Source organism: Tropicimonas isoalkanivorans, from assembly GCF_900112335.1.
In the GTDB taxonomy this organism is placed as follows: domain Bacteria; phylum Pseudomonadota; class Alphaproteobacteria; order Rhodobacterales; family Rhodobacteraceae; genus Tropicimonas; species Tropicimonas isoalkanivorans.
In genome coordinates this window covers 57,037-79,673 of the sequence record NZ_FOLG01000006.1, presented here as the reverse complement: position 1 = coordinate 79,673, position 22,637 = coordinate 57,037, and the positions used below count along the sequence as shown (strand labels likewise).

General features: G+C 63.4%; 23 protein-coding genes. 9 read left to right on the top strand and 14 right to left on the bottom strand.

All coding sequences use genetic code 11. The features are described 5' to 3' along the window. Window positions 1-2 precede the first annotated feature (2 nt). From bamA to pyrH, 8 genes are all read right to left on the bottom strand, one after another. Window positions 3-2,366: an outer membrane protein assembly factor BamA gene (gene bamA / locus BM075_RS11815; RefSeq protein WP_093360891.1), complete on the bottom strand. Its 2,364-nt coding sequence runs from the start codon at window positions 2,364-2,366 to the stop codon at window positions 3-5. Window positions 2,367-2,489: 123 nt separating this feature from the next. Continuing rightward, window positions 2,490-2,621, bottom strand: coding sequence for a hypothetical protein (locus BM075_RS25005; RefSeq protein ID WP_281244940.1), 132 nt, complete (start codon window positions 2,619-2,621; stop codon window positions 2,490-2,492). A gap of 112 nt (window positions 2,622-2,733) precedes the next feature. Continuing rightward, window positions 2,734-4,068, bottom strand: a complete 1,335-nt coding sequence (gene rseP, locus BM075_RS11810) for an RIP metalloprotease RseP (protein WP_093360890.1) — start codon at window positions 4,066-4,068, stop codon at window positions 2,734-2,736. Window positions 4,069-4,074: 6 nt separating this feature from the next. Beyond that, window positions 4,075-5,253 (bottom strand): 1-deoxy-D-xylulose-5-phosphate reductoisomerase, encoded by a 1,179-nt coding sequence (dxr, locus tag BM075_RS11805; RefSeq protein WP_093360889.1) that lies wholly within the window; start codon window positions 5,251-5,253, stop codon window positions 4,075-4,077. Next, window positions 5,250-6,068, bottom strand: coding sequence for a phosphatidate cytidylyltransferase (locus BM075_RS11800; RefSeq protein WP_425445192.1), 819 nt, complete (start codon window positions 6,066-6,068; stop codon window positions 5,250-5,252). The genes dxr and BM075_RS11800 overlap by 4 nt, the downstream gene beginning before the upstream one ends. Next, on the bottom strand, window positions 6,061-6,783 hold the full coding sequence (gene uppS / locus BM075_RS11795) for a polyprenyl diphosphate synthase (protein ID WP_093360887.1): 723 nt from the start codon (window positions 6,781-6,783) through the stop codon (window positions 6,061-6,063). Before uppS ends, BM075_RS11800 begins: the two co-directional genes overlap by 8 nt. A 48-nt stretch (window positions 6,784-6,831) precedes the next feature. Then, on the bottom strand, window positions 6,832-7,398 hold the full coding sequence (gene frr, locus BM075_RS11790; protein ID WP_093360886.1) for a ribosome recycling factor: 567 nt from the start codon (window positions 7,396-7,398) through the stop codon (window positions 6,832-6,834). A gap of 205 nt (window positions 7,399-7,603) precedes the next feature. After that, a complete protein-coding gene (gene pyrH, locus BM075_RS11785; protein ID WP_093360885.1) occupies window positions 7,604-8,341 on the bottom strand; it encodes a UMP kinase in 738 nt (245 codons plus the stop codon). A gap of 80 nt (window positions 8,342-8,421) precedes the next feature. Between pyrH and miaA the strand changes: the two genes are divergently transcribed. Continuing rightward, window positions 8,422-9,291: a tRNA (adenosine(37)-N6)-dimethylallyltransferase MiaA gene (miaA, locus tag BM075_RS11780; RefSeq protein ID WP_093360884.1), complete on the top strand. Its 870-nt coding sequence runs from the start codon at window positions 8,422-8,424 to the stop codon at window positions 9,289-9,291. A gap of 27 nt (window positions 9,292-9,318) precedes the next feature. Here miaA and BM075_RS11775 read toward each other — a convergent pair whose 3' ends face one another. Both BM075_RS11775 and BM075_RS11770 read right to left on the bottom strand, forming a co-directional pair. Next, on the bottom strand, window positions 9,319-10,515 hold the full coding sequence (locus BM075_RS11775; protein ID WP_245758827.1) for a cytochrome-c peroxidase: 1,197 nt from the start codon (window positions 10,513-10,515) through the stop codon (window positions 9,319-9,321). Window positions 10,516-10,600: 85 nt separating this feature from the next. Next, on the bottom strand, window positions 10,601-11,212 hold the full coding sequence (locus BM075_RS11770; protein WP_093360883.1) for a lytic transglycosylase domain-containing protein: 612 nt from the start codon (window positions 11,210-11,212) through the stop codon (window positions 10,601-10,603). A 193-nt stretch (window positions 11,213-11,405) separates the two neighbouring features. Between BM075_RS11770 and ssb the strand changes: the two genes are divergently transcribed. Beyond that, the gene (gene ssb / locus BM075_RS11765) at window positions 11,406-11,903 is read left to right on the top strand and encodes a single-stranded DNA-binding protein (protein ID WP_093360882.1); all 498 of its coding nucleotides are present in this window, start codon (window positions 11,406-11,408) and stop codon (window positions 11,901-11,903) included. A 78-nt stretch (window positions 11,904-11,981) separates the two neighbouring features. Here ssb and BM075_RS11760 read toward each other — a convergent pair whose 3' ends face one another. The 3 genes from BM075_RS11760 to BM075_RS11750 form a co-directional block, all read right to left on the bottom strand. Beyond that, window positions 11,982-12,527 (bottom strand): GNAT family N-acetyltransferase, encoded by a 546-nt coding sequence (locus BM075_RS11760; RefSeq protein WP_093360881.1) that lies wholly within the window; start codon window positions 12,525-12,527, stop codon window positions 11,982-11,984. 165 nt (window positions 12,528-12,692) lie between these two features. Continuing rightward, entirely contained in the window at window positions 12,693-13,589 is an 897-nt protein-coding gene (ppk2, locus tag BM075_RS11755) for a polyphosphate kinase 2 (protein WP_093361003.1), read from the bottom strand. 193 nt (window positions 13,590-13,782) lie between these two features. Then, entirely contained in the window at window positions 13,783-14,106 is a 324-nt protein-coding gene (locus BM075_RS11750; RefSeq protein ID WP_093360880.1) for a DUF6476 family protein, read from the bottom strand. Window positions 14,107-14,246: 140 nt separating this feature from the next. Between BM075_RS11750 and BM075_RS11745 the strand changes: the two genes are divergently transcribed. The 3 genes from BM075_RS11745 to BM075_RS11735 all read left to right on the top strand — a co-directional run bounded on the left by BM075_RS11745 (window position 14,247) and on the right by BM075_RS11735 (window position 17,037). Then, window positions 14,247-15,281: an RluA family pseudouridine synthase gene (locus BM075_RS11745; RefSeq protein ID WP_093360879.1), complete on the top strand. Its 1,035-nt coding sequence runs from the start codon at window positions 14,247-14,249 to the stop codon at window positions 15,279-15,281. Window positions 15,282-15,433: 152 nt separating this feature from the next. Further along, window positions 15,434-16,330 carry an RNA polymerase sigma factor RpoH gene (rpoH, locus tag BM075_RS11740; protein WP_093360878.1) on the top strand — a complete coding sequence of 299 codons (897 nt, stop codon included), beginning with the start codon at window positions 15,434-15,436 and terminating at the stop codon, window positions 16,328-16,330. A gap of 200 nt (window positions 16,331-16,530) precedes the next feature. Beyond that, window positions 16,531-17,037 carry a DUF4405 domain-containing protein gene (locus BM075_RS11735; protein WP_093360877.1) on the top strand — a complete coding sequence of 169 codons (507 nt, stop codon included), beginning with the start codon at window positions 16,531-16,533 and terminating at the stop codon, window positions 17,035-17,037. 48 nt (window positions 17,038-17,085) lie between these two features. Here BM075_RS11735 and BM075_RS11730 read toward each other — a convergent pair whose 3' ends face one another. Further along, window positions 17,086-18,924 carry a PHA/PHB synthase family protein gene (locus BM075_RS11730; protein WP_177208322.1) on the bottom strand — a complete coding sequence of 613 codons (1,839 nt, stop codon included), beginning with the start codon at window positions 18,922-18,924 and terminating at the stop codon, window positions 17,086-17,088. Between the two features lie 343 nt (window positions 18,925-19,267). Here BM075_RS11730 and BM075_RS11725 point away from each other — a divergent pair, with 343 nt between their 5' ends. The 4 genes from BM075_RS11725 (at window position 19,268) to BM075_RS11710 (ending at window position 22,635) form a co-directional block, all read left to right on the top strand. Beyond that, a complete protein-coding gene (locus tag BM075_RS11725) occupies window positions 19,268-20,233 on the top strand; it encodes a Gfo/Idh/MocA family protein (protein WP_177208321.1) in 966 nt (321 codons plus the stop codon). A gap of 102 nt (window positions 20,234-20,335) precedes the next feature. Continuing rightward, window positions 20,336-21,604, top strand: coding sequence for a M10 family metallopeptidase (locus BM075_RS11720; protein ID WP_093360874.1), 1,269 nt, complete (start codon window positions 20,336-20,338; stop codon window positions 21,602-21,604). Between the two features lie 89 nt (window positions 21,605-21,693). Continuing rightward, window positions 21,694-21,993 carry a DUF4389 domain-containing protein gene (locus BM075_RS11715; protein WP_093360873.1) on the top strand — a complete coding sequence of 100 codons (300 nt, stop codon included), beginning with the start codon at window positions 21,694-21,696 and terminating at the stop codon, window positions 21,991-21,993. Between the two features lie 159 nt (window positions 21,994-22,152). Further along, entirely contained in the window at window positions 22,153-22,635 is a 483-nt protein-coding gene (locus BM075_RS11710) for a hypothetical protein (RefSeq protein WP_143089865.1), read from the top strand. Window positions 22,636-22,637 lie beyond the last annotated feature (2 nt).

Sequence of the window (22,637 nt, the reverse complement as noted above, 5' to 3'; positions counted from 1 at the left end):
GCTCAGAACCGCGTGGAGACAGTGAACTCGAAGTTCTGTTCCTCGTCGTAGACCTTCTTCATGATCGGACGCGAGAAATTGAACCGCAACGGCCCCAGTGGCGTGTCCCAGAACAGCGAAACGCCGGCCGCCGACCGCCAGTAGAGATCATCGTCCACTTCGTCATCGCCCGCCGGCCCACCAGCGGTGTTGTCGAGCCCCCAGACCGTACCGACGTCAAGGAAAACGCCGCCGAGGATGCCGTATTCCTCGGGCAGGCCCAGCGGGAAGTCCGCCTCCATCCGGGCGACGGCGAAATAGTTTCCGCCGAGCACGTCTTCGTTCTCGACAGCCAAATCGCGCGGACCGACCCCGTTCGGCTCGAAGCCGCGGATCTTGTTGGACAGGGAGTAGCGTTCCATGATCCGGCTATCCCCGCCGGAGAACACGACGCTGCCGCCCTCGATTTCCGCGCGCAAGTTGATCTCTTCGTTCCAGATGGCCTTGCGGGCGCGGAGTAATGCTTCCGTTGTGACGAAGCTGGCGTTGTCGTCGCGGACGCCAAAATCCTGGCTGAACTGAAACAGCAAGCCACTTGTCGGGTCCAGCCCGGTCGACAGGGTGCTGTAGGCCAGGGTGTAGCCCGCAGATACGGCCGCCAACCCGCCCATTTCCTGTTCTTCATAAAGGATGTTGGAGGACTCGCCCTGGTCGATACCGGTCACGGATCCGTATTCATAGGCCCCACGCAGGCCGAGGCGCGTGCGTTCGCCGATCGGGAACGTGAAGGACGGCCGGAACAGGCCCTTGGTGGTGTCGTAGTCCGAGTTGTCCTGTTCGGTTTCGCGGTAGGAGGCGCTTAGCCCGAAAGCGACATCGCGCCCGAGAAACGCCGGTTCGACGAAGTTGAAGCTGAAGACCTGCGAGGAGTCCGTAAAGCCAAGGCTCGCCCCGAGGGACTGCCCGCGACCCAGGAAGTTCGTCTCGTTGAAGGAGAAGTTGAACCCCAGGCCCGAGTTGGTCGAATAGGCGGCACCGAATCCAAGGGAGCCGGTCGGCTGTTCCTCGACATTCACGTCGACAATCACCTGATCGGGCCGCGAGCCCTCCCGCGTGGAGACGTCGGCATCCGCAAAGAAGCCGAGCGCCCGGATGCGTTCGGCACCAGCGCGAATTTCGCGAGGATTGAACGGGTCACCCTCGACCGTCTTGAACTGGCGCCGCACCACGCGGTCGAGCGTGGTCGTGTTGCCCTCGATATCGATGCGTTCCACGAAGACGCGAGGCCCGCGGGTGATGACGTATTCGACGTCGATCGTCTGGTTGCGCTCGTTGCGGACAAGACGCGGCTCGATCCGGATGAAGTTCAGGCTTTGCTCGACAGCCAGGCGCTCAAGGCGCGCCACGTCGGTGTCGATAGGTACCGGAGAATAGACCGCCCCGCTGCGCATCCGCGTCGCCCGGAGGTACTTGTCGATATCGATCCCGGCCACTTGCGAACTGACGCTGACCCGCCCGATCCGATACCGCTGCCCCTCCTGGACGTTGAACGTCAGCAAGAACCCGCGACGGTTCCGATCCAGTTCTGTCGTGACGCTGAGAATCCGGAAGTCGATAAATCCGCGGGAGTTGTAGAAATCGGTCAGGAGCTGCTTGTCGAATTCCAGCCGGTCCTCCACCAAGGTATCACGCTGGATCAGTTGGCGTATCAGGCCGGCCTGCTTGGTGGCCAAAACGCGGCGGAGGCGCCCGTCGGAATAGGTGCGGTTGCCGACGAACGAAAGCCGCTCGATCTCGCTCACCCGCCCCTCGGTGATTTCGAACACCAGGTCCACCCGGTTCCCGGACCGGCGAATGACCTTGGGCGTCACACTCGCGGCGAGCCGTCCGCCCTGGCGGTACGCCTCCGCGATTTCGGCCGCGTCGGCTTCGGCAGTGGCCGGGGAATAGACCCGCCGTGATTGCGAACTCACGAGGCTTGCGAGGGCCTCGTCGTTGAGCCTGCGGTTGCCCTCAAAGGCAATGACATTGATCGTCGGATACTCGTTGACCCTGATCACCAGAGTGTTGCCCGAAGGCACCAGTTCGATCGTCTCGAACAGTCCCGTCGCCGCGATATTCTGATAAGCATCGTTCAACTCGGCCGCGCTCACCTCTTCACCCGCGCCGATTCCCGCGTAGGTGAGGATTGTGGCGGGGTCGACACGCTCGTTGCCCTGGATGTTGACGTTGCTGAAGCGGTAGCTCTGCGCCTCCGACGACATCGGGAAAATGCCTGTCATTACAGGCAACAAGCCGACGATGATCGATTTCCTGACGATGGAGAGCCCGTCTTTGCCGCCTTGCCGGGCGTGCCTGCTCGCGCCGCCCGTTTCTTTTTTGCTCATGCCGACGTCCCCCGGCGTATGTTGAAAATTATTGTCCCTTTGCTACCGCCGATAGTGTCACTTGTCAAAATGACAAAGGGCGGCGCTTTCGCACCGCCCCTCGAGGGAAATCCGGGGGAAAATTCAGCTCAACGCGGACGCGAGCGCCGCCGCGCCGGTCAACGCACCAAGGATCGCAGCCGTGTAGAGCAGCCGATCCCAATTGAGGCGAAAGAGCAGGCTGAGACTTTGATATCCATCGCTAACGGTGTGCATCTATCTATCCTGTCTGATGCCGCCCACTGCGGGCGACCTTTGAGACTGAACCTAGGCGCCGATTGTGACTAGATTGGGGCGGAAGCGTGCCGTTTGTCGGCCGGCTCCACCCTCAGGGACAGAACAGATCGTTGGTCAGAGCGAAGGCCATGAGGGCCAGCATCGCCGCCAACCCCATGCCCATCAGAACGCGCAACGCGCGGTCGCTCGGCGGGCGCCCGGTCAGCGCCTCAAAGGCGTGAAACACAAGATGCCCCCCGTCCAGCACAGGGATGGGAAACAGGTTGAGCATCCCCACTGCGGTGCTGAGCACAGCGATGAACCAGATGAAGCTTTCGACGCCCTGACTGGCGGCAGCGCCACTGGTCTCCGCGATGCCGATCGGACCGCTGAGGTTGCAGGAGGATATGGCGCCGGTGATCATATGCCAAAGACCCGACAGCGAGCTTTCGATGATGAAGATCACTTGCCGGACGCCACTGCTCACTGCCTCGAACGGCCCGGGCGTACGCGTGGCAGGTTCGAAGATCAGGCCACCGGTCATTCCGATCAACCATCGCGTCTCGAATCCACCATCCACCGGAAGATCCACCCGGCGCGGCGCGAGGACGAACTCATGGGTCTCGCCGTCCCGCCAGACGTCCACCGCGAGCGGGCGCCCATCTGACTTGGCAACGACGTCCTGCAACTCGCGAAACGCCGTTACGGGCGTGCCGTCAATCGCAGTAATAACATCTCCGCGCTCCAGCCCCACGTCCATCGCGGCCGAACCGGGCTGAAGGCTCTCCACGAGCGGCGGAAACGGGTACGGGCCGTCGACTGTCTGTGGCTCGCCACTCCGTTCGATCCGATAGCTGACCGTTGCGGACAGAGGCATCTCCCGGATCGCGGTGTAAAAACTCTCGTAATTTGGCGTCTCCGAGCCGTCGACGGCAAGGATACGGTCTCCGGGCTCCAGCGTGCCCGCAGTTGCGGGCGTGGGCTTGAGAACTCCCACCTCGACCGGCTCCTTGGGAATGCCCTGCCAGGACATAACAATGGCAAAGACGAGGATGGACAGGACGAAATTGAACACTGGCCCCGCCGCAACCGTGGCCGCACGGGCCCAGAGGGGGGCGCCGTGCATCGTGTGGCGTTTGGTTTCCTCGTCGAGAGCCTCGTAGGTATCTGACGCCTTGTCGCTGGCCGCCGAGGCATCGCCCAGGAATTTCACGTATCCGCCGAACGGGAGGGCGGCGACCTGCCACCTCGTCCCATGCCGGTCCGTGCGGGAAAACAGCACGGGGCCGAAGCCGATGGAAAAGACTTCGGAGCGAATGCCCGTCCAGCGGCCGACAATGTAGTGGCCGTATTCGTGAACGAAAACAATGACGCTCAGGGCAATGACGAACGCGGCAAGGGTCCAGAGGGCGCCCCCGAACTGGGGCATCAGCGTAGCAATATCCATGAAACCTCAGGCGTCCGTTGCGATCAGTGACGCGGCTTCGACCGCGCGCTTGCGTGCCAGATGGTCTGTTTCCATGACATCATCAAGGCGCATCCGGTCACATTTCAGGGCGCCATCGCGCTCTAGGGCCTCCAAAGTCTCCTCGACGACGGTGGCCATGTCCGTGAATCGGATCTGTCGTGCCAGAAACGCGTCCAACGCCTGTTCCTTGGCCGCATTGAAGGCCGCACCAGCCAATCCGCCCATCGCCATCACCTCGCGGGCAAGCCGCAACGCCGGCCAGCGGCGCTCGCATGGGGCCCGAAAGTCCAATTGCCCGATCTTCACCAGGTCAAGCCGTTCAACGGGCAGCGCGCGCCGCTCCGGGTAGTATAGCGCATAGCCAATGGCGTGACGCATATCTGGCGGACCGACGTGCGCCATCAGCGCGCCGTCATGGAAGCCAACGAGGGCGTGGATCAAAGACTGGGGATGGACGATCACTTCGATCTGGGACGGAGAGAACCCGAAGTATTCATGTGTTTCAATGACTTCCAACGCCTTGTTGAACATCGATGCGGAATCCACCGTGATCCGCTGTCCCATGTCCCAATTCGGGTGCTTGCTAGCCTGCTCCGGCGTCGCCTCCGCGAGCCGCTCAAGCGGCCAGTCTCGAAACGCCCCGCCCGAGGCCGTGATGATGACGCGCTCAACGGCGGAAATGTCTTCTCCGACAAGCGCTTGTGCGACGGCGCTGTGCTCGCTGTCCACCGGCAGGAGGGTCGCGCCATGGGCCGCTGCCGTTTCCTTCAGCAGGGCGCCGGCGCAGACGAGCGACTCCTTGTTGGCCAACGCAAGGGTTGCGCCCTGTTTCAAAGCCACAAGCCCTGGCGGCAAACCTGCGGCCCCCACGATGGCAGACATCACCCAGTCCGCCGGCCGCGCCGCAGCGTCCAGCAGCGCCTCGCTGCCCGCGGCAACCTCTATGCCAGTGCCTGAAAGACGGTCCGCAAGTTGCTGTTTCAACTCGGGATAACATGTCACGGCGAGTTCCGCGTTCAGCGCGATCGCCTGCTCGGCGAGCCGGACGACATTGCGGCCTCCCGTCAGGGCCACCACCTTGTGCTCCTCCGGAGCCCGCGCGATCAGGTCGACGGTATTCTCGCCAATCGATCCGGTTGCCCCGAGGATTGAGACCCTTTTCATAACCCTATCTCCGGAACATCGACAATCAGCGCCAAGAGGAGGGTAAAAAGCGACGCGCCTAACAGCCCGTCGAACCTGTCGAACAGCCCTCCATGGCCGGGGATCAGGGCGGAGCTGTCCTTTACCCCCATCCGACGCTTCAGCGCACTTTCGGCGATATCACCCATCTGCGAGGCCATCGACAGGATCATTGAAATCCAGATCAGGTCCCACCCCGAGTCGGTGAAAGTCAGGAAGAGCGCGCCGACCACCCCTGCCCCAAGCCAGCCCGCCACCGTGCCGGACCACGTTTTCTTGGGGCTGACACGCGGCCAGAATTTCGGCCCGCCAAGCCGGCGTCCCGCGAAGTATCCCGCAACGTCGGTGACGACCACGACGATCACCAGCCAGAACAGCCAAGTCACTCCGTAGTTTTCCCGCGCCACAACCAGCCCCCAACCCGCCACCGCAATCGCGAGTGCAAAGAGGAAAAAGGTGAGCCGCTCCCGCTGCATCATCGCCGCCCCAACGGCCGCGGGGGCCAGAAGCAGCGCCAGATGCCAGTCTGGATTTAAAGCCAAAAGTCCCGAAATGACCGATGCCGAGAAGGCCGCGAGCAACATTGCCCCCACGTCCCACGCCGGTTGGATCATGCGCGCAAGTTCCCAGATCATCACCGCCGTCACGAAAACGGCCAGCATCTGGAACCAAACACCGCCCAGAGCAATCGCCACGATTCCGACCGATACCATGGCAAGGCCGGTCCACGTCCGGGTACTCAGATCCTGCCAACGAGGGGTAACAGGCGTTTGCGGGCTTTCGGGGTCTTCAGGCAAGGACTGCTCCGAACCGCCGCTCCCGCTGTCCGAACTTCGCCAGGATCCGCGCAAAGTCTTCGGCGCCGAAGTCGGGCCAGAGCGTGTCCACGAACTCGTATTCGGCATAGGCCGACTGCCAGAGCAGGAAGTTGGAGATCCGCGCCTCGCCGCTGGTCCGAATCACGAGGTCCGGATCGGGCAGCGTGTGGGTGTCGAGGAACCGCCCGAGCGTTTCGGCATCGACCTGTTCGGGATCGATCCGGCCTGCAGCGACTTCCTTGGCGAGGCGCCGGGTCGCGCGCGTTACCTCATCGCGCCCACCGTAGTTCAGCGCGATGGTCAGGTGCACGTTGTCGTTGGCGACGGTCAGCGCCTCGAGGTCATCCATCAATTGAACGAGTTTCGGGTCGAGCATGTCCCGGTCACCGATGAACCGCACCCGAACGCCTTTCGCCAGAAGGCGCTGCGCCTCCTTGATGATGTAACGGCGGAACAGCGTCATCAGGCCGGATACCTCGGCCTGCGTGCGCCTCCAATTCTCGGTCGAGAAGGCAAAGATCGTCAGGTATTGCACGCCCAGGTCGGGACACGCCTCCACGATTTCGCTCACCCGCCGCGCGCCGGCCTGGTGACCAAAAAGCCGTGGCCGCCCTCGCGCGGTCGCCCATCGGCCGTTGCCATCCATGATGATCGCCACGTGGTCCGGGGCCGGGCGTCGTTGGGCTGGGGTCATGGGTGGCGGGTTCCGTGTGTTGGGTCCATAGGGGCGCGGCGGGGCAGGTCAAACCTGCATGATCTCTTCCTGTTTGTGCTCCAAAGCCGCATCGACGATCTTGATGTGCTTGTCGGTCAGCTCCTGGATTTCGTCCTGCCAGATCTTCTGATCGTCTTCCGGCATGCCATCGCCCTTGGCCTTCTTGAGCTGATGCATCCCGTCCTGGCGGACGTTGCGGATAGCGACACGCGCGTTTTCGGCATAATGCGCGGCGACCTTGGTCAACTCGCGCCGCCGTTCCTCGTTCAGTTCGGGAATGGGCAGGCGGATGATCGTGCCGTCTACGACCGGGTTGATCCCCAGACCGCTTTCGCGAAGCGCCTTCTCGGCCTTCGATACCATCGACTTGTCCCAGATATTCAGGGTGATCATGCGCGGCTCGGGAACGTTCACGGTGCCGATCTGGTTGATGGGCGTCATCGCGCCATAGGCGTCGACCTGGATCGGATCGAGCATGGAGGCGGACGCGCGCCCCGTGCGAAGCGACAGAAATTCGTTTTTCAAAGCCTTCAAGGCGCCGGCCATGCGGTGCTTGAGATCGTCAATGTCCGGGTCTTCGTAGTCTGCTGACATGTGCCTGTTCCCTTGCAAGCATCTCGTTCGTTCTGCTCGGTTCTACCCTCGGGGCAGTCGAATGTATAGCGGCCATTCCGGCAGCGACTACCCCGTCGGCAACCTCCGGCAGGCTTGCGGACAATACCTTGGATAACCGCCGATCGTGCAGAAAGCGCGAACATTGTCGGGCAATATGATGGCCGGCCACGTGGCCCTCGGCCTCTCAGTGGTGAACGCGGGTATAGGTGCCCTGGCCGGCGAGGACGCCGCGGAAGCCGCCGGGCTCGTCGAGAGAGAAAACGATAATCGGAAGGTTGTTGTCACGCGCCAGGGCAATCGCCGATGCGTCCATGACCTTCAGGTGTTTGGCGAGGCAGTCGTCGTAGGTGACGGTGTCGTAGCGGACGGCGTCGGCAAATTTCACCGGGTCCTTGTCGTAAACACCATCCACCTTCGTTCCCTTGAAGATCGCCTCGCAGGCCATTTCATTGGCCCTCAGTGTCGCGGCCGTATCCGTCGTGAAATACGGATTTCCCGTGCCGGCGGCGAAGATGCAGACACGTCCCTTTTCCAGGTGGCGGACGGCGCGGCGGCGGATGTAGGGCTCGCAGACCTCGTCCATCCGGATCGCCGATATCACCCGGGTATAGACGCCGATGCCTTCGAGCGCGGACTGCATCGCTAGGGCGTTCATGACCGTGGCGAGCATGCCCATGTAGTCGGCGGTCGTCCGTTCCATCCCTTGTGCGGAGCCTTGCAGCCCCCGGAAGATGTTGCCGCCGCCGATCACCATGCAGATCTCGACGCCCATGTCCTGAACGGATTTGACCTCCTGGGCGATGCGTTGGACGGTGGGCGGGTGCAGGCCGTAGCCTTGGTCGCCCATCAACGCCTCGCCGGAGATTTTCAGGAGGACACGGCGATAGGCCGGCGTCGGTTGATCCTCGGTCGCTTGCAACATATCACAATCCCCCTGATCTCGTTCGGCGCCTTCCTGTCGGAAAACGGCGCCGGCATCAACAGCTAAGACGGAGAGCGGTGGTGGCAGCCCTGCCCGACATCGACCGGGACCGCCCAGTCCTGATCGCCGGCCCCACGGCCAGCGGCAAATCGGCACTCGCGCTGGAGATCGCGTCGGCGCAGGGCGGTGTGATCGTCAACGCCGATGCCCTACAGGTTTATTCCAACTGGCGGGTGCTCACCGCGCGACCGACACCCGAGGAAGAAATGCAGGCGCCCCACATGCTCTACGGGCATGTCGGGCGGGAGGTGTGCTATTCCGTCGGGCACTGGCTGCGGGACGTCGCGGGCTTGCTGTCGGGCAGTGAGCGCCCAATCGTCGTCGGCGGGACGGGGCTCTATTTCACAGCGCTGACGGAGGGTCTGGTTGAGATCCCGCCGATACCGGCGGAGATTCGCCGGGATGCGGATGCGCAGGACCATGCGACGCGGCTCGCCGCGCTCGATGCCCCCACCCGCGCCCGGATCGACACCGCCAACCCCGCCCGCGTTCAGCGCGCATGGGAGGTTCTGGCGGCGACGGGTCGCGGGCTGGCCGACTGGCAGGACAGGACACCGCCGCCGCTGTTGCCGCTCGACGAGACGCAGGCGTTCGTGCTGGATGCGCCGAAGGACTGGCTGTCGCCGCGGATCGCGCGGCGGTTCGACAGGATGCTGGCGGCTGGCGCCCTGGATGAAGCTGCGGCCAATCTCGAAGGCTGGGATCCCACCCTGCCCTCCTCCCGCGCCATTGGCGCGCCAGAGCTGATGGCCCACTTGCGCGGCGAACTTACCCTTGAGGACGCTCGGGAGGCAGCGAAGATCGCCACGCGTCAATACGCGAAACGCCAGCGCACCTGGTTCCGGGCGCGCATGAAAGCGTGGCACTCAATCGCGATGGACTCTGGCTAAGCCCGCGTCCGGGACTTCACTCTGCGCCTACTCGTCCAGCAGATGTTCATACCGTGCATCGGTCAGCGTCTTCAGAAAGGCGACGATGGCATCTATGCGCTGATCGTCCAGCGCCGGGGAGGCCTCGAGCTCTTCCATCGACAAGGTTCCGTCCACCTCCGGCGGTCCCCAAGGCTGCCCGGTTTCGGGGTTGATCTGACGCGCCGGGTTCCGCGAGTTGTACTTGTCGTAGAACAGAACCGCCGTGCGCAGATCCTCGAAGACGCCGTTGTGCATGTAGGGACCGGTCACGGCAACATTGCGCAACGTCGGCACCTTGAACCTGCCGGCCTGAGCCGGGTCATCCACGCCGGGGTTCAGGAGCAAGCCGGTGTCTTGGCCGTCGTCCCCCACGCCGTTCACACCGCGCAGCCGGGCATTCCGCGGCACACCGATATTGTGGAAGGCATAATTTGAAAATGTTTCCTTCGGATCAATGGGGCTGCGGCGAAGCTGGTGGCAGCGGTTGCAGTTGGTGAACTGCTCCGAAAAGAACAGCACGCGCCCCAACTCCTCCTCCTCGGTCATCGTGTACTCCCCCCGCAGGTACCGGTCGTACTTGCTGTCGAAGGGCGCGAAGACGTCCGTCCGTTCGAAGGCCGCAATGGCGCGGGCCATCGCCTCGTAGGCCACCAGCGGCTGATCGAAGACACCGTCGCCGTAGAAGGCCTTCATGGCGGCCACGTAGTCTGGATTTTCCTGAAGTCGCCGCACCACGCTGTCAGCATCCGGCATCCCCATCTCGATCGGATTGAGCGGCGGCCCACCGGCCTGGCCCTCCAGCGAAATCTCGCGCCCGTCCAAAAACTGCCCGCCCTTCCACAAGCCCGTCTCCGGATCGTGGTGAAACTCCGGCGAGAACATCGCATAGGCCGCCGTGGGCGTGTTCCGGTCCCCGAGGGATACGCCATCATCGCCCAGCGATGCCGAACGACCCGCTTCCGTTTCGCGCGGGTCGACAAAAGCGTGGGCGGGATCGTGGCAGGTCGCGCAAGCCTGCGTTCGGTTCATCGACAGGCTACTGTCGAAGAAGAGCGCCTCACCGAGGTCTTCGGGCGTCGGATAGAGAGGCTCGGCATGGGCAATCGCGGCGGCCGCCATTCCGGCCAAACTGCCGACGGCAATGCGGGTAAGGTACGCGAGCGGCAAGGTCTGAGTCTCCGGGCATCCTTCGGTCGCGCGCATCCTGATCGCCCAATGTCACGCGAACATGTCAGGAAATGCGTACCGTGAATTTCCGAGTCTTTTTATCGGACACACTGCCGCAGGATCAACTGCCCCAGATCTTGCTGACGTAATGGGCAGTTTCCTGGTAGGGCGGAATGCCGCCATACTTGTCCACTGCCCCCGGCCCCGCGTTGTAGGCCGCCAGCGCGAGGCGCCAGTTTCCGTACCGATCGTACATCATCCGCAAGTATCGTGCGCCGCCCTCGAGGTTCTGACGCGGATCATGGGGATTGACCCCCAGCTTCGCCGCGGTCCCCGGCATCAACTGCGCCAGCCCGATCGCCCCCTTGTGGGACTTGGCGCTGACCCGCCAGTTGCTCTCCTGCTGGACCAGCCGCAGGAACAGATCTTCCGGCACACCATGCTTGCGCGCGGCGGACTTGGCGACGGCAAGGTATTCGCCCGCGTAACGGCCTCGGTATCCCGGCACATTCGCGGCACTGGCACCTTTCTTGGCACTCGGCGGCTGGTACCGGATGGAATTGGAATACTGGGTGGCGGCGCGGCTATCGAGGAGTTTGGTCTGCGATGAAAAGAGCCGGGCCCTCGACTTCGACGAAACCGTCGATTCCGCAAAGGCAGGCGCACCAGCGGCTGCCGTCATGCCCACCGCAAGGATGGCCGCGATTCCAATCGCACCGTACAGCTTGGCCATTCGGCTGTGCCTTTTGTCCCTCGTTCCTTCGGCGGGCAGTATAGGAAGCTCGTCCGCTTTTGCCAGAGCGGGATGGGGCCTGCGGCGGAATTAGGCAGTTTTTCACGAACCGAAGGTGGTGTAGCGTCTGGCTTCGCACCGGAATCGGTGCGGTTCGGCAACAGGCAATACGTGCAGACACAAGGAGCAGCGCATGGCGGGATCGGTGAACAAGGTGATCCTGGTGGGCAATCTCGGCCGTGACCCCGAGGTGCGCACCTTCCAGAACGGCGGCAAGGTGTGCAACCTGCGCATCGCGACGTCGGAAAACTGGAAGGACCGCAACACCGGCGAGCGGCGCGAGCGGACCGAATGGCATTCGGTCGCCATCTTCTCCGAACCGTTGGCCCGGATCGCCGAACAGTACCTGCGCAAGGGCTCCAAGGTCTACATCGAGGGCCAACTCGAAACCCGCAAATGGCAAGACCAGTCCGGACAGGACCGCTACACGACGGAAGTGGTTCTTCGCCCCTACCGCGGCGAACTGACCCTGCTCGACGGTCGCGGCGGCGGCGAGGGCGGCGGCTACAGCGGTGGCGGGGGCGGCGGCTATGAGGACCGCGGCGGCTATGGCGGGGGCCAGCAGGGCGGCTACGGCGGTGGCGCCTCTAGCGGTGGCGGCAGCGACATGGACGACGAAATACCGTTCTGAAGCAGCGCAACTTATGCGGGCGGACGGACCGCCCGCACCCGGCGCGCCCTGTTCCGACACGCCCGGTGCGGCGTTACCCTACCCCGTTGGCGCGGTCGCGTCGCCCGGTCCCAGCGGGCGCTGCATGAGTACTGAATCCAGCCAGCGCCCGTGCTTCCACCCGACCGACCGCAACGTCCCCGCATGGACGAACCCGAGGCTCCGGTGCAGCGCGATCGAACCCGCATTACCGGAATCGCCGATGACCGCCACCATCTGACGATATCCGGCCCCTTCGCAGCGTCGAATAACCTCTTCCATCAACAATTTCCCAACCCGCCGGCCACGATGATCGCGATGAATGTAGATGGAGTTCTCCACGGTCCAGGCATAGGCCGGACGTCCGTGATACGCCCCGGCATACGCATACCCTGAAATCTGCCCGTCGGCCTCCGCCACCAGGAACGGATACCCAACGGTTGCACGGGCCTGCCAGCGACTGCGCATCTCGTCCACCGATGGCGGTTCCAGCTCGAAGGACGCCTGACCGGTAAGCACCGCATCGGAATAAATCGCCTGTATCGCCGGCATGTCGCGCTCTTCGCAGTCACGGATGAGTGGAAGCCCCGGGTCGAACGGACTCATGCATTGCCTCTCTGAGTCGGTGGACGAAACGGCGCGAGACTTGCAGGCCCTCGTGCCGATGAAAAGACCTCACCGATCCATGGCGACATACAACCGCTTCTTGTGTCGAAAAATATCCCCGCCGGAGGCACGCGCCCACCGGGCGCGTTCCCATCGCTCACGGCGTCAGTAGATCTTCGGCACGTACAACTCGTCCGGCAGAACCTTGCGCTCGTAGTTCGGATTGTAGACGCGCTCCGGCAACTCCACCTTCTCGCTCTCCACCGGCTCGTAGGGGATCTTGGTCAGGATGTGCTCCATACAGTTCAGCCGTTCGCGCTTCTTGTCGTTGCCCTCGACGATGTACCACGGCGCCTCGGGAATGTTGGTGCGCGCGAACATGTCTTCCTTCGCCTTGGTGTATTGCTCCCACCGCACGCGGCTCTGCAGGTCCATCGGCGAAAGCTTCCACTGCTTCATGGGGTCGTGGATGCGCACCTGGAAGCGAAGCTGCTGTTCGGCATCGGTGATCGAGAACCAGTATTTCAGAAGGATGATCCCGTTCCGCACAAGCATCCGCTCGAACTCCGGCACGTCCCGGAAGAACTGCTCCACTTGATCCTCATTGGCGAAGCCCATCACCCGCTCCACGCCTGCCCGGTTGTACCAGGACCTATCGAACAGCACGATCTCGCCGCCGGCCGGCAGATGTTCGACATAGCGCTGGAAATACCACTGGCTCTGCTGGCGGCGGTTCGGCGCCGGGAGCGCCACCACACGGCAAACCCGCGGGTTCAGGCGTTGCGTGATGCGCTTGATCACCCCGCCCTTGCCGGCCGAATCCCGCCCTTCGAACAGAATGCAGATCTTGGCACCGGTATGCTCTACCCAGTCCTGCACCTTGATGAGTTCCGCCTGCAGCCGGAGAAGGTTTCGGAAATACACCCGGCGGTCGAGCGAATCCGGATGCGCGGTCCGGTAGATCTTGCGGATCTCCTGACTGAGCATCGGCTCGCTGAATTCCATCTCGAAGGTCTCGTCGAGCGTCTCTTCGAGTTCGGCCTCCAGCCAGTCGCCGTGCATCTCGTCCAGTGGCGCGTGCGCCCCCCCGCGTTCGTCCTCGTGACTGCTGTCGTTCATACTGCGACTCCATCCTTTCCGACGCCATGTTTGGCGCTCCTGACACGGCCAATCTGGCGGTATCAGGTGATCAAAACATGTCAAGCAGCCGCCCCGAGGGCTTTTCCTCAGGAATTATGGCCACATCGCCAGTAGTTCACTCCACCTCGACAGTCTGGCGCAAGGTCCCGTCGGCTGCATCGAAGATCAGGATGTCGTTGCCGTCCGTCACCACAGCCCACCACCCCGGCCCCTGGGTGATCGCCAGCGGCGAGGCCCCTTCGGGCAGGGCTATGCTTTCAGGGAGGCGCAGCGTTTGGAATGGCGCCGGCACTTCGCTGTCCAGATTCGGAAAACGTGTGATGAAGAGCACGATCAGGGTGATCATGCCGACGATCATGCTGCCGGTCAGGATCAGGACCAGCACTCGCAAAAGGCGAAGGCTGCGGACGTCGGCGGAGCTCGGGTCTGGCTGTTCCATGGGGCCTCCAGCTTCTGGCATTGCTGATATGGCACGCGGCCGTGTGGTGGAAGGGCACAATCGCGCCCGTCGTGCCGCGCTTGCGTCATGGGTATGGACGGCGTATCCGGCGGGACACGTCGCACCACCGGAACACCACCATGACCGAGCCGCTCCGGACGCTCCGGATCGAGATAACCGCCGCGGGGCCCGAACGCCTCGACAAGGCGCTTGCGCGGGACGTCCCCGAACAGGAGGCGCTGAGCCGGTCGCGGCTAGCCCGACTGATCGCAGACGGCCACGTCCGCGTTGCCGGCGTCCCGGCGCAGGATGCCAAGCAGAAGGTTTGCCCAGGCGACATGGTGGAAATCCTCGTCCCCGAAGCGGTGGAGGTGGAAACGCAGGCGGAAGCCATTCCGCTCGCAGTGGTTTACGAAGACGAAGCGCTGATCGTGATCGACAAACCCGCCGGGATGGTGGTTCACCCTGCTCCCGGCAGTCCGTCCGGCACACTGGTCAACGCACTCCTCCACCATTGCGGAGACTCGCTCTCCGGCATCGGCGGGGCGCGTCGGCCGGGGATCGTCCACCGGATCGACAAAGATACCTCCGGCCTGCTGGTGGTGGCCAAGACCGACGCCGCGCATCACGGGCTGGCCTCACAGTTCGAGGCACACACCGCCGACCGACGGTACCTTGCGGTCGTTCACGGTTGCCCAGACCCGGCGGACCCGCGCTTGCGTGGCCTCCGGGGCGTCAGTTGGGAAAGCGCCGAGGTGCTGAAGATTGAAACCGCGCTTGACCGACACCGCCATGACCGGCAGCGGCAGGCGGTTGTCTGGTCCGGTGGGCGGCACGCGGTAACTCGTGTGCGCGTTGCGGAACCCTTCGGCCATCCGCCGGGCGCCGCACTGGTGGAGTGCCGATTGCAGACCGGGCGCACGCATCAGATCCGGGTGCACATGGCGTATACCGGGCACGGGCTGATAGGCGATCCGGTCTACGGCGGGCGGCGCAAACTCTCCACCCGCAGCCTGGGGATTGCCGCCGCCTCAGAAGCGGACGCCTTTCCCAGGCAAGCCCTGCATGCTGCCACGCTCGGATTTGACCATCCGGTCAGCGGAGAGCGCCTCGCATTCGAAAGCCCGCTGCCCGAAGACATGGATGCCCTAATCGCTAAATTGCGCGGGATTTGAGAGCTTTTGCGCGGTCCGGCATGTGACTACACTGAGTGCGGCGCCGCTCACGGACACGTCAGTACTTGAACCGAACAGTTCAGTTTATATATGTCATATCGAACATGTGCGCCCGAAGGCGTAACAGATACTGACAGGCACGGAGGGACCGTATGCGCAACTATACCACGCTTCCCGCACCGTCTCCTGAACAGGGGCTGAATCGGTACCTGCAGGAGATTCGCAAGTTTCCAATGCTGGAGCCGGAAGAAGAATACATGCTGGCTAAGCGGTGGGTGGACCACGGCGATGCGGAAGCTGCGCACAAGATGGTGACGAGCCACCTGCGCCTCGCCGCGAAGATCGCCATGGGCTACCGGGGCTACGGACTGCCGCAAGCCGAAGTCATCTCGGAGGCCAACGTTGGCCTGATGCAGGCGGTGAAGCGCTTCGATCCGGAGAAGGGGTTCCGGTTGGCGACCTATGCCATGTGGTGGATCAGGGCCGCGATCCAGGAGTATATCCTGCGGTCCTGGAGCCTTGTGAAACTTGGCACGACCTCGGCGCAGAAGAAGCTGTTCTTCAACCTGCGGAAGGCGAAATCCCGCATTGGCGCGCTGGAAGAGGGCGACATGCGGCCGGAGAACGTCACGAAGATCGCCACCGATCTCGGTGTGACGGAGGACGAGGTGATCTCGATGAACCGGCGGCTATCGGGGGGCGACGCCTCCCTTAACGCCACCGTCGGTAGCGACGGCGACACCACCACGCAGTGGCAGGACTGGCTGGAGGACGAAAGTGCCGACCAGGCGGAGCAATATGCCGAAAGCAACGAGATGTCGGTGCGCCGCGACTTGCTGCTGGAGGCGATGGACGCGCTGAATGACCGCGAAAAGGATATCCTCACCCAACGCCGTCTGGCGGAGCCGGCGGTGACACTGGAGGAATTGAGCGGTGTCTACGACGTCAGCCGCGAGCGAATCCGCCAGATCGAGGTACGCGCCTTCGAGAAGCTGCAGAAGCGGATGAAGGACCTTGCTCGCGAAAAGGGCGTCCTTCCCGCAGCCTGAATGCAGTCGCATGCATGAGATTCGAGCCCCGCGCCCTCCCGGCGCGGGGCTTTTTCCATGGCCGTCACCTTCAACGGCACGCAGGGTGCAGCGGGTGACTATTTTCCCCTCACGGCGACGGAACGCGAGCGTGCGCGCGTTCTACCAGCGGACGGGGTCGCCAGCCCCTTCGGCCGCCCCCGCCATCGGGAGGGAGAACCATGGGTACGATCACGCAGACGGCAGCTCACACCGCATCGTCGGATCACAGCCGACATGCGCCGCTGTCCGGACGGGCCTTCGCCGCTTTCGGCGTCAGCCTGACCTTCGTCCTGATGCTGGTAAGCGGCATCATGCTCTACGTCGCGCCGAATGGACGGATGGCGTACGAGGTGGGTTGGACGTTGCTCGGCCTGGGCCGCCCCGGGTGGGAGGCAGTGCACATCGCGACAGCGGTCGTCTTCGTCGCGGTCGTCGCCTGGCATTTCCTGCTTCATCTGCGGGTTTACCGGACCCTTCTGGCCGGAACGCCGATCCATCCGACAGGGCACCGTAGGGAAGCGCTCCTTGCGCTCGCAGCGGTAGCACTGGTCGCCCTCGTCGCGATCCTCGCATGGCCGCCTGCAAGTTGGGTGGTGGACGGTAATTCCTATTTCAAGCGAGACCACTGGTCTTCCGAAGCGGCCCTCCCCACGCGGCCAAACCGGGGTTGGCGCTCGGGCGGCTGACGCTCGAAGAGCGGCGCCGGCAGTGCGCTGACGCCTGAACACTTCGAGTCACCGTTGGTAAACGTAGGATCCCGGCGCGGCGCAGAGAGGTTTCAATCCTTCGTCGGGTGCCCCCATCGCGGGCGGAGACATCGCCTGCCCGGTGCCCTTCGCGCGGAGGAAATCCGCCCAGGCGAGCCACCACGAGCCGTCCCGGCTGTCGGCACCGGCAAGCCAGGTATCCGGGTCCTGGTAGAACGCGTCGGGTTCCCGGGTGCCGATCCGAAAACTCCGCCCCCGATGGCCGGGTTCGCTGACGACGCCGGAATTGTGCCCGCCAACCGTCAGCACAAAGGTCTGCTCGGCATCGTTGAACAGCCGGATCTTGTACACCGACTTCCACGGCGCGATGTGATCCTTTTCCGTTCCGACCACGAAGAACGGCGCCTTGATGTCGGACAGTGCCACCGGCCGCCCCTCCACCGCGAAACGGCCACCAGTCAGGCGGTTCTCGAGGAACAGGCCCCGCAGGTATTCCGAATGCATCCGGTATGGCATCCGCGTCGCGTCTGCATTCCAGACCTTGATGTCGAACACATCTTCTTGCTCACCCAGCAGGTATCGGCGAACGTTTTTCGACCAGATCAACTCCTCCGCCCGTAGCGCCCGGAACGCGCCGGCCATCTGGTCCTGATCGAGATAGCCCTGATCCCACATCATGTCTTCGAGATAGGCAATCTGGCTTTCGTCCAGGAACATCATCATTTCCCCGGCCTCGGTGAAGTCGGTCTGCGCTGCAAGGAGCGTCACAGTTGCGAGCCGGTCGTCACCGTTTCGGGCCATTGTCGCCGCCGCAATGGCAAGCATCGTGCCACCGAGGCAATAACCGCACGCGTGCACCTGCCGGCCCGGAACGATGGTCGAGACGGCATCGAGCGCCGCCATCACACCGAGCCTGCGATAGTCGTCGAGCCCGTATTCGGCGTAGCTCGCGTCCGGGTTGACCCAGGAAATCGTGAAAACGGTGAAGCCCTGCGAGACCAGGAAACGGATCATCGAATTGTGCGGGCTCAGATCGAGAATGTAGTATTTCATGATCCAGGCCGGCACGATCAGGATCGGCTCAGCCTGAACCGTCTTGGTGGTGGGCGTGTACTGGATCAACTCCATCAGGTCGTTGCGAAATACGACCTCGCCCGGGGTGCAGGCAATATTCCCGCCCACCTCGAACCCCTCGGGCATAGGCGGCTTCTCCCCGGACACCTCCTGTGCCACGTCCTCCGCGAAACTCCGCGCCCCGGCGAGCAGGTTCTTTCCTCCGGTCTCCAGCGTTTTCGCAATCACTTCGGGGTTGGTGAGCGGGTAATTTGACGGCGAGAAGGCGTCGAGCATCTGCCGCGACTGAAATGCAACGCGTTCGCTCGACTTGTGCCGCATCCCACGGACCTCGGTCGTTGCGGCCTCCCACCAATCCTCTACTGCCAAATAACTTTGTTTCCAGAACGAGAACGGTGGCGAGTCCCACCCGGTGTGTGCAAATCGGCTGTCGCCGGGCCTGGCGTCGAACCCGCCGCGGAGCCCCATCATCCCTAGCCACATCTTTCGCAGGTTGTCCGCCGCGTGTTCGGCCAGTTCCTGCTGCCGCCCCGGCGCCATCGCCAAGTGCTTGCTCCAGTCGGTCCAGGCCGCCTGGGAGGCAAAGAACGACATGCCGTTCGTCATCTCCGCGTTTTTCGCACGGATCGACCGGTCCAGGTTCTCGTAGCGCCGCCGACCGACCTTCGGCGGCGCGGCGTGCGTGCGCGCTCCGGCCTTGCCTCGGGGTTTGCGCGGGGGGTCGGAGACGACCTTCAGCGTGGTCGCGACCGGCGCCGTCCGCGGCGCGCTCTCTCTGGTCGGTTTCGTCATTCTGCTCTCCTCCCGACACGGGACGACCGGCGGAGGGAAACCCCGCCTGCTTCCACCGGCCGCACACGTCCATCGCTGCGGTGCAGACGGTTCGACGCAGTCTAACATGGTACCAGAAGATAATTATTTGATGAATCTCAATTGCACATATTCGGTTCATCGAATTTTCTTGCGAATCCTCGGCAGTGCAGGACGCCACGGTGGCCAGATGAAGCCTTAGAAAAACGGGCGAAGGAAATCTTTGCGGCACACTTTGACAACACCTCCGGGCTGCCTGATGGTGTTGCGCGCCGTTGGCTCTGCCTCGGTCGCAATTGCGTGCAGTCATAAAGGGAGACCGGTGATGGAAACGGTACGGTGGGGCATTCTTGGCGCAGCCAATTTCGCAAAACAGCATATGGGACCCGCAATACATGCCGCCCGCGGGGCCGCGCTGACCGCGCTTGCCACATCCTCGCCTGAGAAGGCCGCCGGGTTCGCAGAGCGGTTTCCCGGCATTCGTGTGCACGACAGCTACGACGCCCTGCTTGCCGATCCGGAGATCGACGCCGTCTACGTTCCCCTTCCGAACCACCTCCACGTGGAATGGACGATCAAGGCGCTGCAGGCCGGCAAACCCGTGCTCTGCGAAAAGCCGATCGCCCTTGAAGACGCCGATTTCGACCGGCTGATTGCCGCCCGCGACGCGGCGGGGCTGCTCGCGGCGGAGGGCTATATGGTTGTCCACCATCCGCAATTTCAACGCACCCGCGAGTTGATCGCGGACGGCGCCGTCGGACGGCTCCGCGACGTGCGAAGCGCCTTTTCCTTCAACAACTCCGACCCGGGCAACATCCGCAACCAGGCCGGCACCGGGGGCGGCGCGTTGCGGGACATCGGCGTCTATCCCTTGGGAAGCACGCGCTTCGTGACCGGGGAGGAACCGACCTCCGCAATCGCGCAGACAACCTGGGAGAGCGGGTTCGACACGACGTCCCGGAGCCTGCTGACCTTCCCCTCCTTTACCATGTCGATGCTCGTCTCTATCCGCCTGGAACCCTATCAGGAGATCGTCTTTCATGGCGAAAAGGGCGTGCTGCGGCTGGGCTATCCCTACAATGCGAACGTGCGCGGCGAGGCGCAGCTCGAACTTCACCGCGGGGACACCATCACCACCGAACGCTGGCCGGGCCTGAACCAGTACGTCCTTCAGGTGGAGGCCTTCGGCGACAGCCTTCGCAACGGCACCCCCTACCCCTGCCCGCTGGAATTCAGCCGTGGCACGCAGGCCGCGATGGACATCGTCTTCGCTGCGGATCCCGCGCCATAGGCCATTTCGCCACACTGATGCCAGACGCGTGCGACATACTGCAGGCGTTGACACCATAAAAGGCGAGTCGGGGCGGCGTCGGCGGCCCCGTCAATCAGTGACATGAAACCGTATTATTCCGACCTGTCCCAGTATCTCGTAACCGGATTCTGGATCGACAGCGGCTCCGTTCCGCACGATTTTGGCGATGCGTCCTCTGGCCGGCGGACGATCACCTACGACATCAGTGACCTGACCAGCGCCGGGCAAAAGCTGGCGGTGGCCGCTCTGCACGCTTGGGAGAACGTTGCCGATGTCCGCTTCGTCGAGAACAGGTCCGGCACGCCCATGATCTTGTTTGACGACCGGGAAACTGGCGCCTGGACGAGCTACCGCTTCCTGATTTCCTCGGGCTCCACAATCGGGGTCGACATCAATATATCGCAGCAATGGCTACGCAGCTACGGAACGGGATACGACGACTACAGCTTCCAGACCTACATCCACGAGATTGGGCATGCGCTCGGGCTGGGCCACGCGGGCGACTACAACAACTGGGCCACCTTCGCGAAGGACGCGATCTTTGATTGTGACAGCGTCCAGGTTTCGATCATGTCCTATTTCGAACCGTGGCAGAACCCGAACGTCGCGGCGAAGTTCGAAACGGTCCTGACGCCGCAACTGGCCGATATTCTCGCCGTCCAAAGCATCTATGGCGCGCCCTCCGACGTGCGGCAGGGTGACACGACCTATGGGGTCGGCACGAACCTGAAAGCCGGGCGGTGGCAGCTCGAGAAATTTGACGCCACATGGTCGCTCACCCTCGTGGACAGTGGAGGCGAAGACACGCTGGACATGTCCATGAGCGATGCGCGGCAAGTGATCCGTCTTGGCGCGGGAAGCTTCTCCAGCGTCGACGGCGGCCGCAATAACCTCGCCATCGCACCAGGGACGGAGATCGAGAACGCACGTAGCGGCGGCGGTCAAGACCGGCTGGTGGGCAATGGCGCCGACAACACCCTATGGGGAAGAGCGGACGACGACTCCCTCTCCGGCCGTTGGGGAAAGGACAGGCTCTACGGCAATTCCGGCGACGATACGCTGAACGGCGGGAAGCACGCGGATCTGCTGAGGGGCGGCAAGGGCCGCGATACCTTCGTGTTCCAGTCAGGCAGCGGCCGCGACCGGGTGACGGATTTCACCGACGACGTCGACCGGATCGAACTCGACACTGCGCTGTGGACTCGCGACCTCGGCGCACGAGGCGTCGTGCGCGCCTTCGCGACTGTGCAGGCGGACGGCGACGTGGTCTTCGATTTCGGCGATGACGTGCTGGTGGTGAAGGACGTGGGCGACCGGTGGCTCCTTGCCGACGATCTGGTTCTCGCCTGAGCCCGTCTCCCTCCGACCAGCCATGCGCATGCTGTTGAAGGTTCCGCCGCAGGCGTTAAGCTCGCGGCAAAGAGGGGACGGAGCCTAAAATGGAAAACGACGACATCGACGGGCGCCTCCACGGCCCACAGCCGGACCCCGGCCCGGAGGAACCGATGCTCCTGCGGCTGGTCTACATGGTGCTGATCTACTTCATGATCGGGATCGCGCAGACGATCCTCGGCTTCGCAACTGTGGTCCAGTTCGTCATCATGCTGCTGAATAAACGCCAGCCGAACGAGCGTCTCGCCGATTTCGGGACGGATCTGGGCGTGTGGATTGCAAAGGCAGCGCGCTATCAGACCGCCGCCAGCGAAGTGAAACCGTGGCCATGGACGGAGTTGGACTGAGGCGACGTATTACCCGAAGCCGCACTTCCCGAGGGACGGCATGACCGTCACCCACACCGTCTGGTGTCAGAAACACCTGCGTTTTTCGAGCGACACGGAGCCGACGGCACGTTACGGACAGCAGAGCACCTGAATTCTCAACTCGGACCGGACCATACCATGCGACGCCTCTCCCCCCTTCGATTGGGCCTCTCCATCCTTCTGCTCGGCGCGGCACCGGCCCTCGCCCAACAATGGAGTTCCGCCGTGGTCGAGAACGGTCAACGGGCGGGCGGGCTGATTACGGTAGATGAGAAGACCCTGGCGATCGGATGCGCCGAAGATACCGGATCTGCACTGTCTTTCGTGCTCAGCGGTGGGCCGCACGCTGGTATGAAAAACGAAGACGGCGTGGCCGACAGTCTTACGATGCGCATTTCCGTTTCGGGCAGCTCAGCCGGCGAGTACCCGGTGGACGGGTTCTTCGTGGAGGCGGAGGGAACCTTCGTCGGCCGGCTGACCGCAAGCGACCGGATGCTCCGCGACTTCGCGCAAGGCAGCACCCTGACGCTCCAGAGCGCCGGCGGGGAACAGGTATTCTCCGCGCCGATGCGGGGAACGGGAGCGTTCCGCCGCGAAATGGGCGCTGCCTGCGGGATCTGACG